Source organism: Dermacoccus sp. UBA1591 (genome assembly GCF_002322065.1).
In the GTDB taxonomy this organism is placed as follows: Bacteria; Actinomycetota; Actinomycetes; order Actinomycetales; family Dermatophilaceae; genus Dermacoccus; species Dermacoccus nishinomiyaensis.
Genome location: NZ_DCNR01000003.1, coordinates 48,410 through 63,410 on the forward strand (window position 1 = coordinate 48,410; position 15,001 = coordinate 63,410).

16 protein-coding genes are annotated in these 15,001 nt (G+C 69.0%); 5 read left to right on the forward strand and 11 right to left on the reverse strand.

The window, feature by feature from the left end; all coding sequences use genetic code 11:
- Positions 1–59 precede the first annotated feature (59 nt).
- Genes B2284_RS00520 through B2284_RS00530 form a run of 3 tightly spaced genes read left to right on the forward strand, consistent with a single transcriptional unit; the run spans position 60 to position 2,914 of the window.
- The gene (locus B2284_RS00520) at positions 60–1,337 is read left to right on the forward strand and encodes a DUF4032 domain-containing protein (protein ID WP_242600195.1); all 1,278 of its coding nucleotides are present in this window, start codon (positions 60–62) and stop codon (positions 1,335–1,337) included.
- Between the two features lie 51 nt (positions 1,338–1,388).
- On the forward strand, positions 1,389–2,171 hold the full coding sequence (locus B2284_RS00525; RefSeq protein ID WP_006946428.1) for an RDD family protein: 783 nt from the start codon (positions 1,389–1,391) through the stop codon (positions 2,169–2,171).
- 41 nt (positions 2,172–2,212) lie between these two features.
- Complete coding sequence (locus B2284_RS00530) at positions 2,213–2,914, forward strand: RDD family protein (RefSeq protein WP_006946433.1); 702 nt, start codon at positions 2,213–2,215, stop codon at positions 2,912–2,914.
- Between the two features lie 97 nt (positions 2,915–3,011).
- Here B2284_RS00530 and B2284_RS00535 read toward each other — a convergent pair whose 3' ends face one another.
- The 9 genes from B2284_RS00535 to B2284_RS00575 form a co-directional block, all read right to left on the reverse strand.
- Positions 3,012–3,560 (reverse strand): DUF4282 domain-containing protein, encoded by a 549-nt coding sequence (locus tag B2284_RS00535; RefSeq protein WP_006946488.1) that lies wholly within the window; start codon positions 3,558–3,560, stop codon positions 3,012–3,014.
- A gap of 58 nt (positions 3,561–3,618) precedes the next feature.
- The gene (gene rlmB, locus B2284_RS00540; protein ID WP_006946440.1) at positions 3,619–4,593 is read right to left on the reverse strand and encodes a 23S rRNA (guanosine(2251)-2'-O)-methyltransferase RlmB; all 975 of its coding nucleotides are present in this window, start codon (positions 4,591–4,593) and stop codon (positions 3,619–3,621) included.
- Positions 4,593–6,044 (reverse strand): cysteine--tRNA ligase, encoded by a 1,452-nt coding sequence (cysS, locus tag B2284_RS00545; RefSeq protein WP_038569313.1) that lies wholly within the window; start codon positions 6,042–6,044, stop codon positions 4,593–4,595. The genes rlmB and cysS overlap by 1 nt, the downstream gene beginning before the upstream one ends.
- A gap of 86 nt (positions 6,045–6,130) precedes the next feature.
- Positions 6,131–7,495: a L,D-transpeptidase gene (locus B2284_RS00550; protein ID WP_074040787.1), complete on the reverse strand. Its 1,365-nt coding sequence runs from the start codon at positions 7,493–7,495 to the stop codon at positions 6,131–6,133.
- 10 nt (positions 7,496–7,505) lie between these two features.
- Positions 7,506–8,165: an MBL fold metallo-hydrolase gene (locus B2284_RS00555; protein ID WP_074040786.1), complete on the reverse strand. Its 660-nt coding sequence runs from the start codon at positions 8,163–8,165 to the stop codon at positions 7,506–7,508.
- A complete protein-coding gene (locus tag B2284_RS00560) occupies positions 8,162–9,247 on the reverse strand; it encodes an S-(hydroxymethyl)mycothiol dehydrogenase (protein ID WP_006946443.1) in 1,086 nt (361 codons plus the stop codon). Before B2284_RS00560 ends, B2284_RS00555 begins: the two co-directional genes overlap by 4 nt.
- A gap of 199 nt (positions 9,248–9,446) precedes the next feature.
- A complete protein-coding gene (ispF, locus tag B2284_RS00565; RefSeq protein WP_074045662.1) occupies positions 9,447–9,977 on the reverse strand; it encodes a 2-C-methyl-D-erythritol 2,4-cyclodiphosphate synthase in 531 nt (176 codons plus the stop codon).
- Positions 9,974–10,702 carry a 2-C-methyl-D-erythritol 4-phosphate cytidylyltransferase gene (gene ispD, locus B2284_RS00570; protein WP_074040830.1) on the reverse strand — a complete coding sequence of 243 codons (729 nt, stop codon included), beginning with the start codon at positions 10,700–10,702 and terminating at the stop codon, positions 9,974–9,976. Before ispD ends, ispF begins: the two co-directional genes overlap by 4 nt.
- A complete protein-coding gene (locus B2284_RS00575; RefSeq protein WP_006946459.1) occupies positions 10,699–11,181 on the reverse strand; it encodes a CarD family transcriptional regulator in 483 nt (160 codons plus the stop codon). The genes ispD and B2284_RS00575 overlap by 4 nt, the downstream gene beginning before the upstream one ends.
- Before the next feature lie 231 nt (positions 11,182–11,412).
- Here B2284_RS00575 and B2284_RS00580 point away from each other — a divergent pair, with 231 nt between their 5' ends.
- Positions 11,413–12,024: a hypothetical protein gene (locus B2284_RS00580; protein WP_006946420.1), complete on the forward strand. Its 612-nt coding sequence runs from the start codon at positions 11,413–11,415 to the stop codon at positions 12,022–12,024.
- 97 nt (positions 12,025–12,121) lie between these two features.
- On the opposite strand, the gene B2284_RS00585 is transcribed toward B2284_RS00580, so the two are convergent.
- Positions 12,122–12,802, reverse strand: a complete 681-nt coding sequence (locus tag B2284_RS00585) for a response regulator transcription factor (protein ID WP_074040784.1) — start codon at positions 12,800–12,802, stop codon at positions 12,122–12,124.
- Positions 12,799–14,088, reverse strand: coding sequence for a sensor histidine kinase (locus B2284_RS00590; protein WP_253184105.1), 1,290 nt, complete (start codon positions 14,086–14,088; stop codon positions 12,799–12,801). The genes B2284_RS00585 and B2284_RS00590 overlap by 4 nt, the downstream gene beginning before the upstream one ends.
- Positions 14,089–14,279: 191 nt before the next feature.
- On the opposite strand from B2284_RS00590, the gene phoU reads away from it, so the two are divergent.
- Complete coding sequence (gene phoU / locus B2284_RS00595; RefSeq protein WP_074040782.1) at positions 14,280–14,951, forward strand: phosphate signaling complex protein PhoU; 672 nt, start codon at positions 14,280–14,282, stop codon at positions 14,949–14,951.
- Positions 14,952–15,001: the final 50 nt, after the last annotated feature.

Here is a 15,001-nt window from a genome sequence, read left to right on the forward strand (position 1 = left end):
GCTCGACGTATCGACGGGTGGCCGACGCACCGTTTCGGGTGAAACACACCGTCACGCGGATGCAGGCAGCCGCCCCCGCGCGGTGGGAGGATGACGAGGTGGCACTCGACATCAAGGCAGCACGCCCCTACCCCGCGCTGTTCGCACTGCCGTGGAGCGTGCCCCTCGAGCAGTGGCCAGAGGATCAACTCGCGGCACTGCCGCGCGGCATCTCGCGTCACATCGTCCGCTTCGCGAAGGTCGACGGCCGCATCCTCGCCGTCAAGGAGATCAAGGCCGACATCGCGCTGCGCGAGTACGCGATGCTCAAGCAGCTGCGGCGCCTGCACCTGCCGTGCGTCGAGGCGATCGCCGTCGTCACCGGACGCACCGACGTGCACGGCGAACCGCTCGACGCGTGCCTGCTGACGCGGCACCTGCAGTTCTCGCTGCCGTACCGCGCGATGATCAGCCAGACGCTGCGCCCGGACGCGGCGACCCGCCTCATCGACGCCCTCGCGGTCCTGCTCGTCAAGGTGCACCTCGTCGGTTTCTGGTGGGGTGATGTGTCACTGTCGAACGCCCTGTTCCGTCGTGACGCGGGCGAGTTCGCCGCCTACCTCGTCGACGCGGAGACCGGTGAGCTGCGCGAGAAGCTGTCGAAGGGCCAGCGCGAGCACGACCTCGACATCGCGCAGGTCAACATCGCCGGGGAGCTGATGGATCTGCAGGCTGGCGGCATGGTGCCCGACGACATGGACCCCATCGAGGTGAGCAACACGATCGTCGAGCGCTATCACGAGCTGTGGGAGGCACTCACGCAGGCCGAGCGTTTCGACGCCTCGGACGCGTGGCGCGTCGAACAGCGCATCCGCTCGCTGAACGACCTCGGATTCGACGTCGGCGAGCTCGACATCACGACCGACATCGACGGCACGACGATGTCGATCAAGCCCCAGATCGTCGAGGCCGGCTACCACACGCGCCGCCTGCGTCACCTCACCGGTCTCGAGGTCGGCGAGAACCAGGCGCGACGACTGCTCAACGACCTCGTCAGCTTCACGGCGAGCAAGAACCGCCAGAGCGACGACGAACGCGCCGTCGCGCATGACTGGCTCGCGACGATCTACGAACCGATCACCCGCACGGTACCGCCGCAGTTGCGTCAGAAGCTCGAACCAGCCGAGATGTTCCACGAGGTGCTCGAGCACCGCTGGTACATGTCGGAGCGTCTGCAGCGTGGCGTGACGATCGAGGAAGCCGTCGCCGACTACGTCGAGAACATCCTGCCGACGAAACCGGACGAGCAGAACGTCATCGCCCCCGACGCAACGCCCCTGCAGATGACCGCGCGCTGAGCGCGGCGCCCCGGTAACCTCGTGTGCGAAGGAGCACAGGAGGGAATCATCATGAGCAACAACACGAATGGATACGGCAGCCAGCCGTACGGTCAGAATCCGCACGACCCCGCCGCGCAGCCGGGCCAGTACGGCGGCGCGCCGCAGGGCCAGCCTGCTTACGGACAGCCGAGCCATGACCAGCAGGGTTACGGCCAGCAGGAATACCAGGAACAGAGCTACGGCCAGCCTGCCCAGCAGTACGGTGACGCGGGCCAGCAGTACGGCGGCGGCTACGGCCGGCCGGACGCCTACGGCGCACCGGGCTACGCCCAGCAGTACGGTCAGGGCGCACCGAACATGCCGATCCTCGCGAGCTGGGGTTCGCGTGTCGGTGCGGCGTTGCTGGACTGGTTCATCACGATCCTGCCGACCATCATCTGCGTCGGCATCGCGCTCGGCACCGGAGATTTCCTCAAGGACGGCTGGGACGCGCCGGGCGCCGACCCCACCGATCCCTTCACGGACCGGGCCTGGGCGTTCATGGGCGCGGGCACGCTGCTCGGTCTGCTGTTCCGTCTCTGGAACGAGGGATACCTGCAGGGCAAGCGAGGCCAGAGCATTGGCAAGAAGGTGCTCAAGATCGGCGTCATCAACGAGCGGACCGGCCAGTACCTGGGTGTCGGCCGTGGTCTCGGCCGCCTCGCCGTCGACATCCTGATCTCGCTGCCGTCGCAGCTGATCCCGCTGCTGTTCTTCATCCCCCTGCTCAACTACCTGTGGCCGCTGTGGGACGACAAGAACCAGACGTGGCACGACAAGGCCGTCCACTCGCTCGTCGTCCGCACGGCCTGAGGGGCCCACCCGCCATCGACGCCTGACGAGAAGGAACGGACATGAGCAACGGATACGACCCCTACGTTCCGCCGCCCGAGCACGGTGGCGCCCAGGGGTACGGCAGCGGCGCGCAGTCGCAGCCGGGCCCCCAGTACCAGCAGTACCAGGGCCAGCCGTACCAACCGCAGGGCTACCAGGGTGCGCCGCAGCCCGGCCAGCCGTACCAGAATCAGCCCTATCAGGGGCAGCAGTACGGTGCGCCCGCTCGACGGGTGGGGTCCGCGCCCTACGGTTCATGGGGGTCGCGCGTGGGCGCTTACCTCATCGACAGCCTGCTGTCGGCCGTCCCGATGATCGTCATCTCCGGTCTCGGATTGTGGCTGGCGTTCAAGGACAGCTACTCGGTGGAAGACATCAACGGCAACTCGACGCTGCACAACGTCTCCGGCGGCGGTGTCGCGTTGGCGCTGCTCGGTCCGCTCGTCGCGTTGCTGTTCAACCTCTGGAACCGCGCCATCCGTCAGGGCAGGACGGGCCAGAGCCTCGGCAAGAAGATGCTTCACCTCAAGGTCGTCGACGAGCGCACGGGTCAGCCGACGGGCGCCGGTGTCGGCTTCGGGCGTTACCTGCTCGAAGCCGTCGCCGGCGGTATCAGCGGCGGACTCCTGCTCATCGTCGACCTGCTGTGGCCGCTGTGGGATGACACCAAGCAGACGCTGCACGACAAGATCGTCCACACGATCGTGGTGCGCGGCGACTGACGCCCGCCCACCGCGGGCGAGCCTCGAGCTCGCCAGACGTGAAACGGCCCGGTTCCCCTCTCCGAGGGAACCGGGCCGTTTCGCGTCAGGGCACGCGTCAGCGCAGACGCTGGTGGATGTCCTCGCTCATGCGAACGATCGCGACGTAGAACTCGAGCGTCATCCGGATGAAGACGAGGTACAGCAAGATGAGGACGGGGCCGATGATGAGAGCGAGCAAACCCGACGCCGCGTTGTCCGCGAAGCCGCCGATCACCATGAAGACCCACAACAGCCCCAGAGCGCCGACGGAGATGGCGTAGGCGAACTTGACGATCTTCGGCGTGATGAACGTCGAGAACGAGAAGTCGAACAGCGCCTTGAAGAACCCGGCGCCCGACAAGGACTGATCAGCGGGCACCTGCTGCCCGTACGCCTGGGCGCCGGCCGTGGGGTTGGCCTGCGTCTGGTCGTAGGACGTGTGGGCGCCGTACTGGTTCGACTGGCTCTGGTGCGGCTGACCGTACTGCCCGTACTGCCCCTGGTCACCGGTCTGGTCGTACTGGTACGGCTGACCGTAGTGACCGGGGTTCTGGCCGTCGCCGGGCTGGTATCCGTCGTAGGAGTCGTGGTTCGACATCGTGAAGGTCTCCCTCTCGTTCATCATGGTGCCTGGACGTACCACGATACGGGGCTGGGAGCCTCCCGCATCCGACCTCCGGGGCTCAGCGCGTCGAGCCCAGCCCGCGGTTGACGGCCACCTGATACAGCGTCACGGACGTCGCGATGCCGGCGTTGAGCGACTCGACCGCGGAGCTCATCGGCACAGAGACGATCTGGTCGCACGTCTCGCTGACGAGACGCGACAGGCCCTTGCCCTCGGAGCCGACGACGACGACGAGCGGCCGGTCGGCGAGCTCGAGGCCGGGCAGGTCAACGTCACCGTCCATGTCGAGGCCGATGACGAAGAAGCCCGCCTTCTTGAACTCCTTGAGCGCGGCCGTCAGGTTGCTCGCCTGCGCGACGGGGATGCGTGCCGCGGCGCCCGCCGATGTCTTCCACGCCGACGCGGTCATGCCCGCGCTGCGACGCTGCGGGATGACGACGCCGTGGCCGCCGAACGCCGCCGTCGAACGCACGATGGCGCCGAGGTTGCGGGGATCGGTGATGCCGTCGAGCGCGACGACGAGCGGCGTGCCGGGCAGTTCGGGGTCGATGAGGTCGCTCGGATGCGCGTACTCGTACGGCGGCACCTGCAGCGCGAGGCCCTGGTGCACCGCGCCGTCCGTGAGCCGATCAAGTTCACCGCGCGGCGTCTCGAGCATCGCGACGCCCTGCTCCTGCGCGATCTTGAGCGTCTCGCGCACGCGGTCATCGGAGTCGATGCGGCTCGCGACGTACAGCGTCGCGGCAGGCACGCCGACACGCAACGCCTCGAGCACCGAGTTGCGCCCGGCGATGATCTCGCTCGACGTCCGGTCGCGGCGCGCACCGCTCGAACGTCGCGCGTTGGGCGCGTTCTTGGCGGCGCCGGAGCGCTGCGCCGACTTGTACGCCTTGTGGTTCGGGCGCTCCTCCGCGCGCGGCGTCGGGCCCTTGCCCTCGAGCCCGCGTCGGCGCTGACCGCCGCTGCCGGTCGTCGCGCCCTTCTTCGACGCTCCCTTGCGGATCGCACCGCGGCGCGATGAGTTGCCTGGCATCAGTCGTTGTCCTTTCGACCCGTACGCGCCACGCTCCAGCGGGCGCCGTCGGGGGTGTCTTCGACCACGACGCCGGCGTCGGCCAGCTGGTCGCGGATGATGTCTGCTGTCGCGAAGTCCTTCGCCGCACGTGCGGTCTTGCGTTGCTCGACGAGAGCGTCGACGAGCGCGCCGAGCGCACGCTTCGTCTCGTCACCGCCGGCCGATCCGTTGCCCGACCACTTCGGGTCGAGCGGGTTGACGCCGAGGACGTCGGTCATCGCGGCGACCTGCAGCGCGAGCTCTTCGACGCGCCGCACATCGGCCTCGTCGATGGCGGTGTTGCCCTCGCGGATGGCGTCGAAGCACGCTGCGAGCGCGCCGGAGACGTTGAGGTCGTCGTCCATCGTCGCGACGAACGCCTCGGGCAGTTCGACGTCGGCGAGGTCGGCGCTCGTCAGGACGGCGTCCTCGCCGAGGGCGCGACGCAGGAAGCCCTCGATGCGCTCGACGGCGGCATTCGCTTCCGCCAGCGAATCGGACGTGTACTCGATCGTCGAACGGTAGTGCACCGAGCCGAGGTAGTAGCGCAGCACGAGCGGACGCACCGTCTTCGTCAGCTCCGTGACGGACAGCGTGTTGCCGAGCGATTTGCTCATCTTCTCGCCGCTCAGCGTCACCCAGCCGTTGTGCATCCAGTAGCGCGCGAAACCGAGACCTGCGGCGCGTGACTGCGCCTGCTCGTTCTCGTGGTGCGGGAAGCGCAGGTCGATGCCGCCGCCGTGGATGTCGAACGTGTCACCGAGCCAACGACGCGCCATCGCGGAGCACTCGAGGTGCCAGCCGGGGCGCCCCTCACCCCACGGCGTCGGCCAGTTCGCGGACGCCGGCTCGTCGGCCTTGCGGCCCTTCCACAGCGCGAAGTCGCGGGGGTCGCGCTTCGCACGCGGGTCGGCGTCAGCGGCGTCTTCCATGTCGTCGAGCTTCTGCCGCGTCAGCGCGCCGTACTCGTCGAAGCTCTTGACGTCGAAGTAGACGTCGCCCGAACCGTCGGCTGCCGGGTAGGCATGGCCGCGTTCGATGAGCAGTTCCATGAGTTCGACCATGTCGGTGACGTGCCCTGTCGCGCGCGGCTCGTACGTCGGTCGCTGAACGCCGAGGATGTCGAGCGCGTCGCTCGTCTCACGTTCGTGAAGGTAGCTCCACGCGAACCAGGGCTCCCCCGCCTCCGCGGACTTGCGCAGGATCTTGTCGTCGATGTCGGTGACGTTGCGCACGAGCGTGACGTCGTAGCCGTGACCGCGCGTCAGCCAGTTGCGCAGCACGTCGAACGCGACGGCGAAGCGCAGGTGACCGATGTGCGGCGAACCCTGCGTCGTCAGCCCACAGATGTAGATGCCGACCTTGCCGGGCTCAACTGGTTCGAAGTCGCGCAGTTCGCGCGTGGCGGTGTCGAAGATCTGCAGGCTCACGCCGCACAGTCTATCGGCGACGCGCAGCCCTGACGCCCCGCCCGAGCGCCTGCCCACCATCGAGCGGCGCAGCGTCGATCAGTGGCTCAGGAGATCCACTGCTGCCAGGTGAGGTTCCAGTCGCCCTCGCCGTTCGTCACGGAGACGGGGTTGTTCGTGCCCTTGGAGACGAACAGGTTGCCGGGCAGCACCTTGTCGTAGAACCACTTCGCGTCGGCGGCCGACAGGTGGAAGCATCCGTGCGATGTGTCCGCCTTGCCGATGAGGTCGTCCCAGGGTGCGGCGTGCAGGTAGGTGCCCGATTCGGAGACCTGAACGGCGTTGTTGATCTGCTCGTCGTAGTAGTTCGCCTCGCCGGGCGTGCAGGAGATGCCGACGCTGCACGACGTCATGCGTACCGTCCGCTCCTTGCCCGTCACGACCATCTTGCCGGTGAGGCTCTCGAAGCCCTTCTTGCCACCACCCGACTTCATGACGCGGGTGACCTTGCCACCCTCGCTGACGGTGACCTCGTGCGTCGCGGGGTCGTACACCGCCTCGAGGTCGGAGGTGACGTCGAAGCCGACGTCACCGAGCGTGCCCGCGCCCCAGGTCTGGCCGATCGGCATGCCCTGGATCGAGCCGGTGACAGTGACGCTGTCGCCGACCGGCCACTTGTTCTTCGGGCGGTAGTCGAGGCGCGTCGGGCTGACCCAACGCCACGCGCCCTCCACATTCGCCGTGTCCTTCACGGTGAACCGCTTGGCGACCTCGGCGCGCTGCGCCTGCGGCACGGCCTGGCTGAACGTCAGCACGACCGGCTGAGCGTTGCCGACGTTCGAACGCTTGAACGGCGTGACGGCGTAGAGGCCGGTCGTGCTCGCACCGTTTGCGGCGGCGAGGAGGGTCCGCGAGTTCGTCGCGCTCTGCCCGTCCGAGGTCTCGGCCGTGGCCGTTACGGTGTACGAGCCGCTCTTGGTCAACAGGCCGGCCGGCGTCCAGGTGCCCGCGCTCGCGTCGTAGTTGCCCTCGACGCTCTTGCCCGCCGCGTCGGTGACGGTGACGTCCGTGACCTGTGCCGGGCTCGAATCGGCGCCCTTCGCACTCACCGTCACCGGCTGCGACAACCCCAGGGGCGAGCCCTGGGCGACGTTCGAGGCGATGGTGATGGTCGCCGCAGGCGCGGCACTCGACGAACTCGTCGACGACCCGGGCGATTCAGCGCCCGAGTGCGTTCCCGACGCCGAACCCCCAGCGCCCGACGACACGTTCGCCGCGGGCGCCGAGTGATTCGCGTCCGAGGAGCATCCGGCGCCGACGGCCCCCAGCGTGATGACGCCGACCAGGATCGCCCCGGTGTGCACGAGGCGACGATCGGGGCGGGTGTGGGCGAGGGGCAGGCTCGATGGGCGACGCATCCTCCCAGTCTGCGCCACGTCCGTCGAACCACCGCGCAGGAACACGCGGGTCACCCTCGGATGCTCACTGCTCGGACCCAGCTCCGATCGTGGCGCCCTCGGCCGCGATGCTCGTCGCTTCACCGTGGCCCGTCAGGACGGTGGTGTGGCCCGGCAGCGTGAACAACGACGCGCGGATCGAGGCGAGCAGCGTGTCCTCGTCCGAGTACGACCGACCGGTCGCACCGGGGCCGCCCTGGAACAACGTGTCGCCCGTGAACACGACGTCGAGCGCCTCGAGGTACAGACAACACGCGCCCGGCGCATGCCCCGGGGTGTGGATGACGCGCAGGGTGGCCCCTGCGACCCGCAGCTCGTCCCCGTCGCTCAGCGACTCGTCGGGCGCCCAGTCGTACGTCATGTCCCACAGCACGCGGTCGCCCGGGTGCAGGTGGACGGGCGCACCTGTCGCGGCGCGCACGTCGGCGGCGGCCGTGATGTGGTCATTGTGGGCGTGCGTGCACACGATGGCAACGACCTCGCGGCCCGCGACGCCGTCGAGGATGGGCGCCGCCTCGTGAGCCGGGTCGACGACGATCACCTGCTCGTCGTCGCCGATGAGCCAGACGTTGTTGTCGACGTCCCACTTACCGCCGTCGAGCTCGAAGGTGCCGGAGGTGACGACGCGTTCGATGCGCAGACCGCCGTCGGCGACGACGACTTCCGGGCCCGCGGGGGCGCTCACAGTTCCACCACCGAACGCAGCACCGAACCCTCGTGCAGCTTCTCGAACGCCGACTCGACGGCGTCGATGCCGATGCGCTCGGTGACGAAGGCGTCGAGGTCGAAGCGGCCCTGCTTGTAGAGGGCCACGAGCGCCGGGAAGTCGCGCTCGGGCAGGCAGTCGCCGTACCAGCTCGACTTGAGCGCGCCACCGCGACCGAAGATCTCGATCATCGGCAGTTCGATCTTCAGATCGGGCGTCGGCACGCCGACCATGACGACGCGGCCGGCGAGGTCACGGGCGTAGAACGCCTGCTCGTACGTCTCGGGGCGTGCGACGGCGTCGATGACGACGTCGGCGCCGAACCCGCCGGTGAGTTCGCGGATCTTCTCGACGGCGTCGACGTTCTTCGAGTTGATCGTGTGGGTCGCGCCGAACTTCTTCGCCGTCTCGAGCTTCGCGTCGTCGATGTCGACGGCGATGATGCGCGCCGCACCGGCGATCTCGGCACCGGCGATGGCCGCGCACCCCACCCCACCGCAGCCGATGACGGCGACGGACTCACCGCGTTCGACCTGGCCGGTGTTGGCGGCCGCACCGAACCCGGCCATGACGCCACAGCCGAGCAGGCCGACCGCGGCTGCGTCGGACTCCTCGACCTTCGTGCACTGGCCGGCGGCGACGAGAGTCTTGTCGATGAACGCGCCGATCCCGAGAGCGGGCGTCAGCTCCGTGCCGTCCTCGGCCAGCGTCATCTTCTGCGTCGCGTTGGCCGTGTCGAAGCAGTACCAGGGCTGACCCTTCTTGCACGCACGGCACTCGCCGCACACGGCGCGCCAGTTGAGCACGACGAAGTCGCCGACCTCGACGTTCGTCACGCCCTCGCCGATCTTCTCGACGCGCCCGGCCGCCTCGTGGCCGAGCAGGAACGGGAACTCGTCGTTGATGCCGCCGTCGCGGTACGACAGGTCGGTGTGGCAGACGCCGCACGCCTCGACGTCGACGACCACCTCACCGGGGCCGGGGTCGGGCACGACGATGTCGACGAGTTCGACCGGGGCGTTCTTGCTGCGGGCGATGACGCCCTTGACCGTCTGGGACATATCGAAAGATCTCCTCGTGTGGAAGGTGGCTCGACGGGTCGGTGCACCGCTTCGAGGTGGCCTCGGCGCATGTGCCCGACTTTGGTTCCAATGTAGTGCCCGGCGCTGACAACCCCGTCATCACAAGGGTTTCGACGCCCCGAGGCGGGGAATCAGGAAGCCGCCGTCACGGCGTGACACAGCTCGAACGGGTGACGCCTCAGGCGCGCGGCACGATGAGCGCGGTCGCGATGGCCGCGATTCCCTCGCCTCGGCCCGTCAAGCCGAGCCCGTCGCTCGTCGTGCCGCTGACCGAGACGACCGCGCCGCCGAGCGCATCCGAGAGCGCGGCCTGTGCCTCGTCGCGACGCGATCCGATCTTGGGGCGGTTTCCGACGATCTGCACGGCGACGTTGCCGATCTCGTACCCGGCCTCGCGCACGAGGCGCGCCGCCTCGGCGAGCAGCGTCGCGCCGCGGGCACCGGCGAGTTCGGGGCGGTCGACGCCGAAGTGCTGCCCCAGGTCGCCCAGCCCGGCAGCCGAGAAGAGCGCGTCGCACAGGGCGTGCGAGGCGACGTCGCCGTCCGAGTGACCTTCGATGCCACGCTCCCCCGGCCATGTCAGACCTGCGAGGGACAGCTCCCGCTCGTCGTCGGCGAGCGGGTGGATGTCGACACCGATCCCGGTGCGCGGCAACGACATCGACACCGGCGACGCAGGCTGATCGGACGATGAGACGGGGTGCGTCATGACTGACCTCTCGGGTGGGTGTCGGTGACCTCACCGGCGACGGCATCGTCCGCGGCGAGCAGGTGCTCGGCCAGCACCATGTCGAGCGGCGTCGTCACCTTGAGGGCGAGATCGTCACCGGCGACGACGACGACGTCCGCTCCTGCGAGCTCGACGAGCGCGGCGTCGTCGGTGGCGTCGGCGCCGCAGGCGTGGGCCGCGAGCAGCGCCGAGCGCCGAAAGCCCTGCGGCGTCTGGATCGCGCGCAACGCGGCGCGTGCGGGAGTCGACGCGACGACCGTCTGCGCCTCCCGCGCCTCGACGAGCTTGATCGTGTCGACGACGGCGACGCCCGGCACGACCGCGTCAGCGCCGTCGTCGAGGGCCGCCAGCACCCGAGCCACGAGCGACGGCGGCGCGAGGCACCGCGCTGCGTCGTGGACGAGAACGGCGTCGCACGACGCATCGAGCGCGGCAAGGCCCGCCCGCACCGAGTCGCTGCGCTCCGCGCCGCCGCCGACGCGCGTGACGAGGGTGGGGTCGAACTCGGCGAGAGCCTCGTCGAAGTCGCTCTCGTGCGTCGCCGGAGTGACGACGACGACGTGCGACACGCCGCCCCCCGCGAGGATGCGGCGGACGGCGTGCGTCACGAGGGGAACCCCCCTCAGTGTCACGAGCGCCTTGGGTCGGCCCGCCTTGAGACGGGTGCCGAGCCCGGCGGCGACGACGACGGCTCCGGCGTTCAGGACGCGAGGACCTCGTCGAGCGTGGCTTCGGCCTTGTCCTCGTTCGTGTGCTCGGCGAGCGCCAGCTCGGAGACGAGGATCTGGCGGGCCTTGGCGAGCATGCGCTTCTCGCCGGCGGACAGGCCGCGATCCTGGTCGCGGCGCCACAGGTCGCGCACGACCTCGGCGACCTTGATGACGTCACCGGAGGCAAGCTTCTCGAGATTTGCCTTGTACCGGCGCGACCAGTTGGTCGGCTCCTCGGTGTGCTCGGCGCGCAGCACCTCGAACACCTTCTCGAGGCCGGCCTTGTCGACCACGTCACGCACGCCGACGAGGTCGCAGTTCTCTGCAGGGACTTCGATGGTCAGGTCGCCCTGAGCCACGTTGAGCACGAGGTACTGCTTGTCCTCGCCCTTGATCTTGCGCACCTTGATCTCTTCGATCGTGGCGGCTCCATGGTGCGGGTAAACGACGGTCTCGCCGACTTTGAATTCCATGTGGTAATAGCCCCTTTCGCGACCCCCAGAATACCACGCAGCCGCGCCATTCCGGGCAAAACGACGGCGTCTCCAACCTCGCCACCGGTCCATAGCACACCCCGATGAGGCCCCCTCGCAGGTGCGTGCGGTGCGCGACACGCGGCGAACGGCGAAAAAGTTGTGTGTCGATTCGGTCACCTCTGCACCCGGTGCGCGCATGCGCGCGGCGGTGGCGATACTCTTGGGCACGTGACGCGACGAATCATGAACCCCCAGCGCCGCCGCGCAGGCGTGCTTCTTGCCGCCGTGACGCTCGGCGCCACCCTGACCGGCTGCGGCCAGGTCATCAACCCGTACACGACGGAGCTGCAGTACGACCCCGCTGACGGTGTCTCTGCCACGGTGGGCGACCTCAAGGCCGTCAACCTGCTCATCGTCAACGACGACAAGACGCACAAGGGTGCTCTCGAGGGCCTCGTCTACAACAAGGCGAACGAAGACCGCCAGCTGACGCTCTCCGTCGCGGGCACCGACACGCAGGTCACCGTTCCCGCAGGCCAGAGCGTGCGCCTCGACGGCAAGGCGAACGGCAACGGCTCCGCCAAGGTCAGCCCCGTCGAGGTCGCCTCGATCGGCGACTCGAAGCCGGGCGACCAGATCGACATGACGCTCAAGGCCACGCCCGGCGGCTCGACGCAGGTCGCCGTCCCGGTCGTGCTCGACCAGTACCCGTACGGCTCAGCCTCGGTCGAGCACGCCGAGGACGTCGAGCCGAAGGAGGGCCACGACGTCGGCATCAGCGAATCGACCCCCGCCCCCACGGGCGAGGAGGAGAAGGGCACATCCGTCACGAGCCACTAGTGTTCGCGTCCCACGCCTGACGAAGGCCGGCATCCTGCGCGGGATGCCGGCCTTCGTCGTGCGCCGGGGGTGCGGATGGTACGCAGGGTCCTCCGCGTCAGGCCTCGAGCTTGTAGCCGAGCCCACGCACCGTCAGGATGTGCTGTGGCAAGCCGGGGTCGGGTTCGATCTTGGCGCGCAGGCGCTTGATGTGGACGTCGAGGGTCTTGGTGTCACCGACGTAGTCGCTGCCCCAGACGCGGTCGATGAGCTGCATGCGAGTGAGGACGCGCCCCTCGTTGCGCATGAGCATCTCGAGCAGTTCGAACTCCTTGAGCGGCATCGCGACGCCCTTGCCCCCCACAGTGACGACGTGACGTTCGACGTCCATCGCCACACGCCCGACGACGAGCTCGTCGCTCTCGCCCACCTCCGCCTCGCCGCGGCGGCGCAGAACGGCCTTGATGCGCGCGAGCAACTCGCGCCCGGAGTACGGCTTCGTCACGTAGTCGTCGGCGCCCATCTCGAGACCGACGACCTTGTCGATCTCGCTGTCCTTCGCCGTCAGCATGATGATGGGCACGCCCGAGCGGCTGCGCAGCTCGCGGCACACGTCGACGCCCGACATGCCGGGCAGCATGACGTCGAGCAGGACGAGGTCCGCGCCGCCGCGCTCGAAGGTGTCGATGCCCTCGGGGCCGGTGGCTGCGACGACGGCCTCGTAGCCCTCCTTCTTCAGCATGTACGCGAGCGGTTCCGAGTAGGACTCCTCGTCCTCCACGATGAGAATGCGGGTCACTGGACTTCTTTCGTCGGGGCGCCGCTCGTCGCGAGCACCAGGCGGGCTGAGGGGGTGAGGGGCGCGTCGGGGTCGGCGAGGTGGTGCTCGCGCTCGGCGCTCCAGCAGGGGAACTGCATCTCGAACGTCGAACCTACGCCCGGTTCGCTCCAGACGCGGATGCGGCCGCCGTGGTTGGCGCACACGTGCTTGACGATGGCGAGCCCGAGCCCGGTTCCGCCGGTCTGACGCGAGCGTGCGGGGTCGACACGGTAGAAGCGTTCGAAGATGCGCTCCACGTCGGCCGCGGACAATCCGATCCCCTGATCGGTGACCTGCACGGCCACATCGTCGTCGTCGGTCGTGACGACCACGGAGATCCGCGTGTCCGCTGGTGAGTAGTTGACGGCGTTGCTCACGAGGTTGCGGATGGCCGTCGTCAGTAGGTTCTCGTCGCCGAGGACGACGTGCGATTCTTCGTCGGCGCGCAGCAGCACCTCGATGTTGCGGCTCTCGGCGAGCAGCCGTGTCTCCTCCGTCGCGCGGACGGCGCACTCGCCGAGGTCGACGGGCTTGGCCGCGGCGACGGTGTCGGCGCCCTGCAGGCGCGACAGGTCCACGATCTCCTGCACGAGGTTCGCGAGGCGCACCGTCTCCGTCTTCATGCGGCCGGCGAAGCGCGCGACGGCCTCCGCGTCGTCCGCGGCGTCCTCGACGGCCTCGGCGAGCAACCGCAGCCCGCCGACGGGCGTCTTCAGCTCGTGCGAGACGTTGACGACGAAGTCGCGGCGCGTCTCCTCGATGCGACGCGCCTGCGTCCTGTCCTCGACGAGCACGACGACGAGGTCGTCGTTGAGGGGGGTGACGCGGACGCCGAGGTCGACGCGGGCGTCGTCGATCGGGCCGCGCGGCAGGTCGAGGTCGCCTTCGACGGTGCGGCGTTCGCGACGTGCGAGGCGCACGACCTGCTTCATCTCCTCGTGCCGCAGGTCGACGTCGCGCACGAGTCCGAGGGCAGAGGCGTCCTCGCTCGAGGCGACGACGCGGTCAGAACGGTCGACCAGGAGCCAACCCGAGCGCAGCAGACGCAGCAGGCGCGCGGCGTCCTGCGACAGCATGCGAGGCACGAGGTCGGTCGTCGACGCGGCAGGGGTGTCGATCAGGCTCGGCGCGGCCACGGCTGTCGCCGCGCCCCTCGTCTCCCCTTGCGGCGGTCGTTCGGGACGCCGACCGAGCGCGTATCCCCCGCCCAGGGCCAACGGGGCGGCGACGGCTGCACCGGCGGCGAGGGCGAGGAGGTCTGACACAGGGCAAGGGTACGCACACCATGACCGCGGGCGGCGCCCTGAGCGCGGGCGCCTCGCACATGTCGCCGGATGTTCACCTTCGCGCTTGTCTTCGTTCATGAGGTCATGGAAACGTCTGCTGGGAACCACCACAGGGTGGTCATCCGCCATGCCTGCACGCGCTCCACGGAGCCAGCCTGAGGAGGACGCGAATGCGCGACGCATTCCACGAGGATCTCGACAAGATCTCCGACCAGCTCGTCACGATGACGACGATGGTGGCCACCGCTCTCGAGCGCGCCACCACCGCCCTGCTCGAGGGCGATCGCACCGTCGCCGAGAGCGTCATCGCCGCCGACGACGACATCGACACGCTGCGCCGGGAGATCGACGACCTCGCCGTCGACCTGCTCGCTCGCCAGCAGCCCGTCGCAACCGACCTGCGCATGGTCGTCACGGCGATGCACATGAGCTCCGACATCGAGCGCATGGGCGACCTCGCCCGTCACATCGCGAAGGTCGCCCGCATGGCGGCCCCGAACCTCGCCATCCCCGACGACATGCGCCCGATCATCGCCGAGATGGCGGCCGTCGGTCAGCGTCTCGTCAAGGCGACCGGTGATGCGATCTCGTCCAAGAACGTCTACGCGGCCGTCGAGATCGGCCGTATCGACGACGCGATGGACGAGCTGCACAAGAAGGTCTTCACGACGCTGCTCGACAACTGGCAGCATGGCATGGAGGCCGGCGTCAACGCGACGCTGCTGTCGCGCTACTACGAGCGCTTCGGTGACCACGCCGTTGCCGTCGCCGACCGCATCGTGTACCTCGTGACGGGTCGCTACGGCAACCCGGACGAGGGCCTCTCGCGCGACGCGCACTGAGGATCAAGCTCGTCGCCGCGGGGCTGGGGCCCGAGCTTGCGAGGCCAGCC

What these genes read in the sequence shown, in the direction of transcription:
- B2284_RS00530 (WP_006946433.1), top strand. Translation starts at nt 2,213, where the DNA reads ATGAGCAACGGATACGACCCCTACGTTCCGCCGCCCGAGCACGGTGGC.
- phoU (WP_074040782.1), top strand. Translation starts at nt 14,280, where the DNA reads ATGCGCGACGCATTCCACGAGGATCTCGACAAGATCTCCGACCAGCTC.
- B2284_RS00520 (WP_242600195.1), top strand. Translation starts at nt 60, where the DNA reads ATGCAGGCAGCCGCCCCCGCGCGGTGGGAGGATGACGAGGTGGCACTC.
- B2284_RS00560 (WP_006946443.1), bottom strand. Translation starts at nt 9,247, where the DNA reads ATGTCCCAGACGGTCAAGGGCGTCATCGCCCGCAGCAAGAACGCCCCG.
- B2284_RS00525 (WP_006946428.1), top strand. Translation starts at nt 1,389, where the DNA reads ATGAGCAACAACACGAATGGATACGGCAGCCAGCCGTACGGTCAGAAT.
- B2284_RS00575 (WP_006946459.1), bottom strand. Translation starts at nt 11,181, where the DNA reads ATGGAATTCAAAGTCGGCGAGACCGTCGTTTACCCGCACCATGGAGCC.
- ispF (WP_074045662.1), bottom strand. Translation starts at nt 9,977, where the DNA reads ATGACGCACCCCGTCTCATCGTCCGATCAGCCTGCGTCGCCGGTGTCG.
- rlmB (WP_006946440.1), bottom strand. Translation starts at nt 4,593, where the DNA reads ATGCCAGGCAACTCATCGCGCCGCGGTGCGATCCGCAAGGGAGCGTCG.
- B2284_RS00535 (WP_006946488.1), bottom strand. Translation starts at nt 3,560, where the DNA reads ATGATGAACGAGAGGGAGACCTTCACGATGTCGAACCACGACTCCTAC.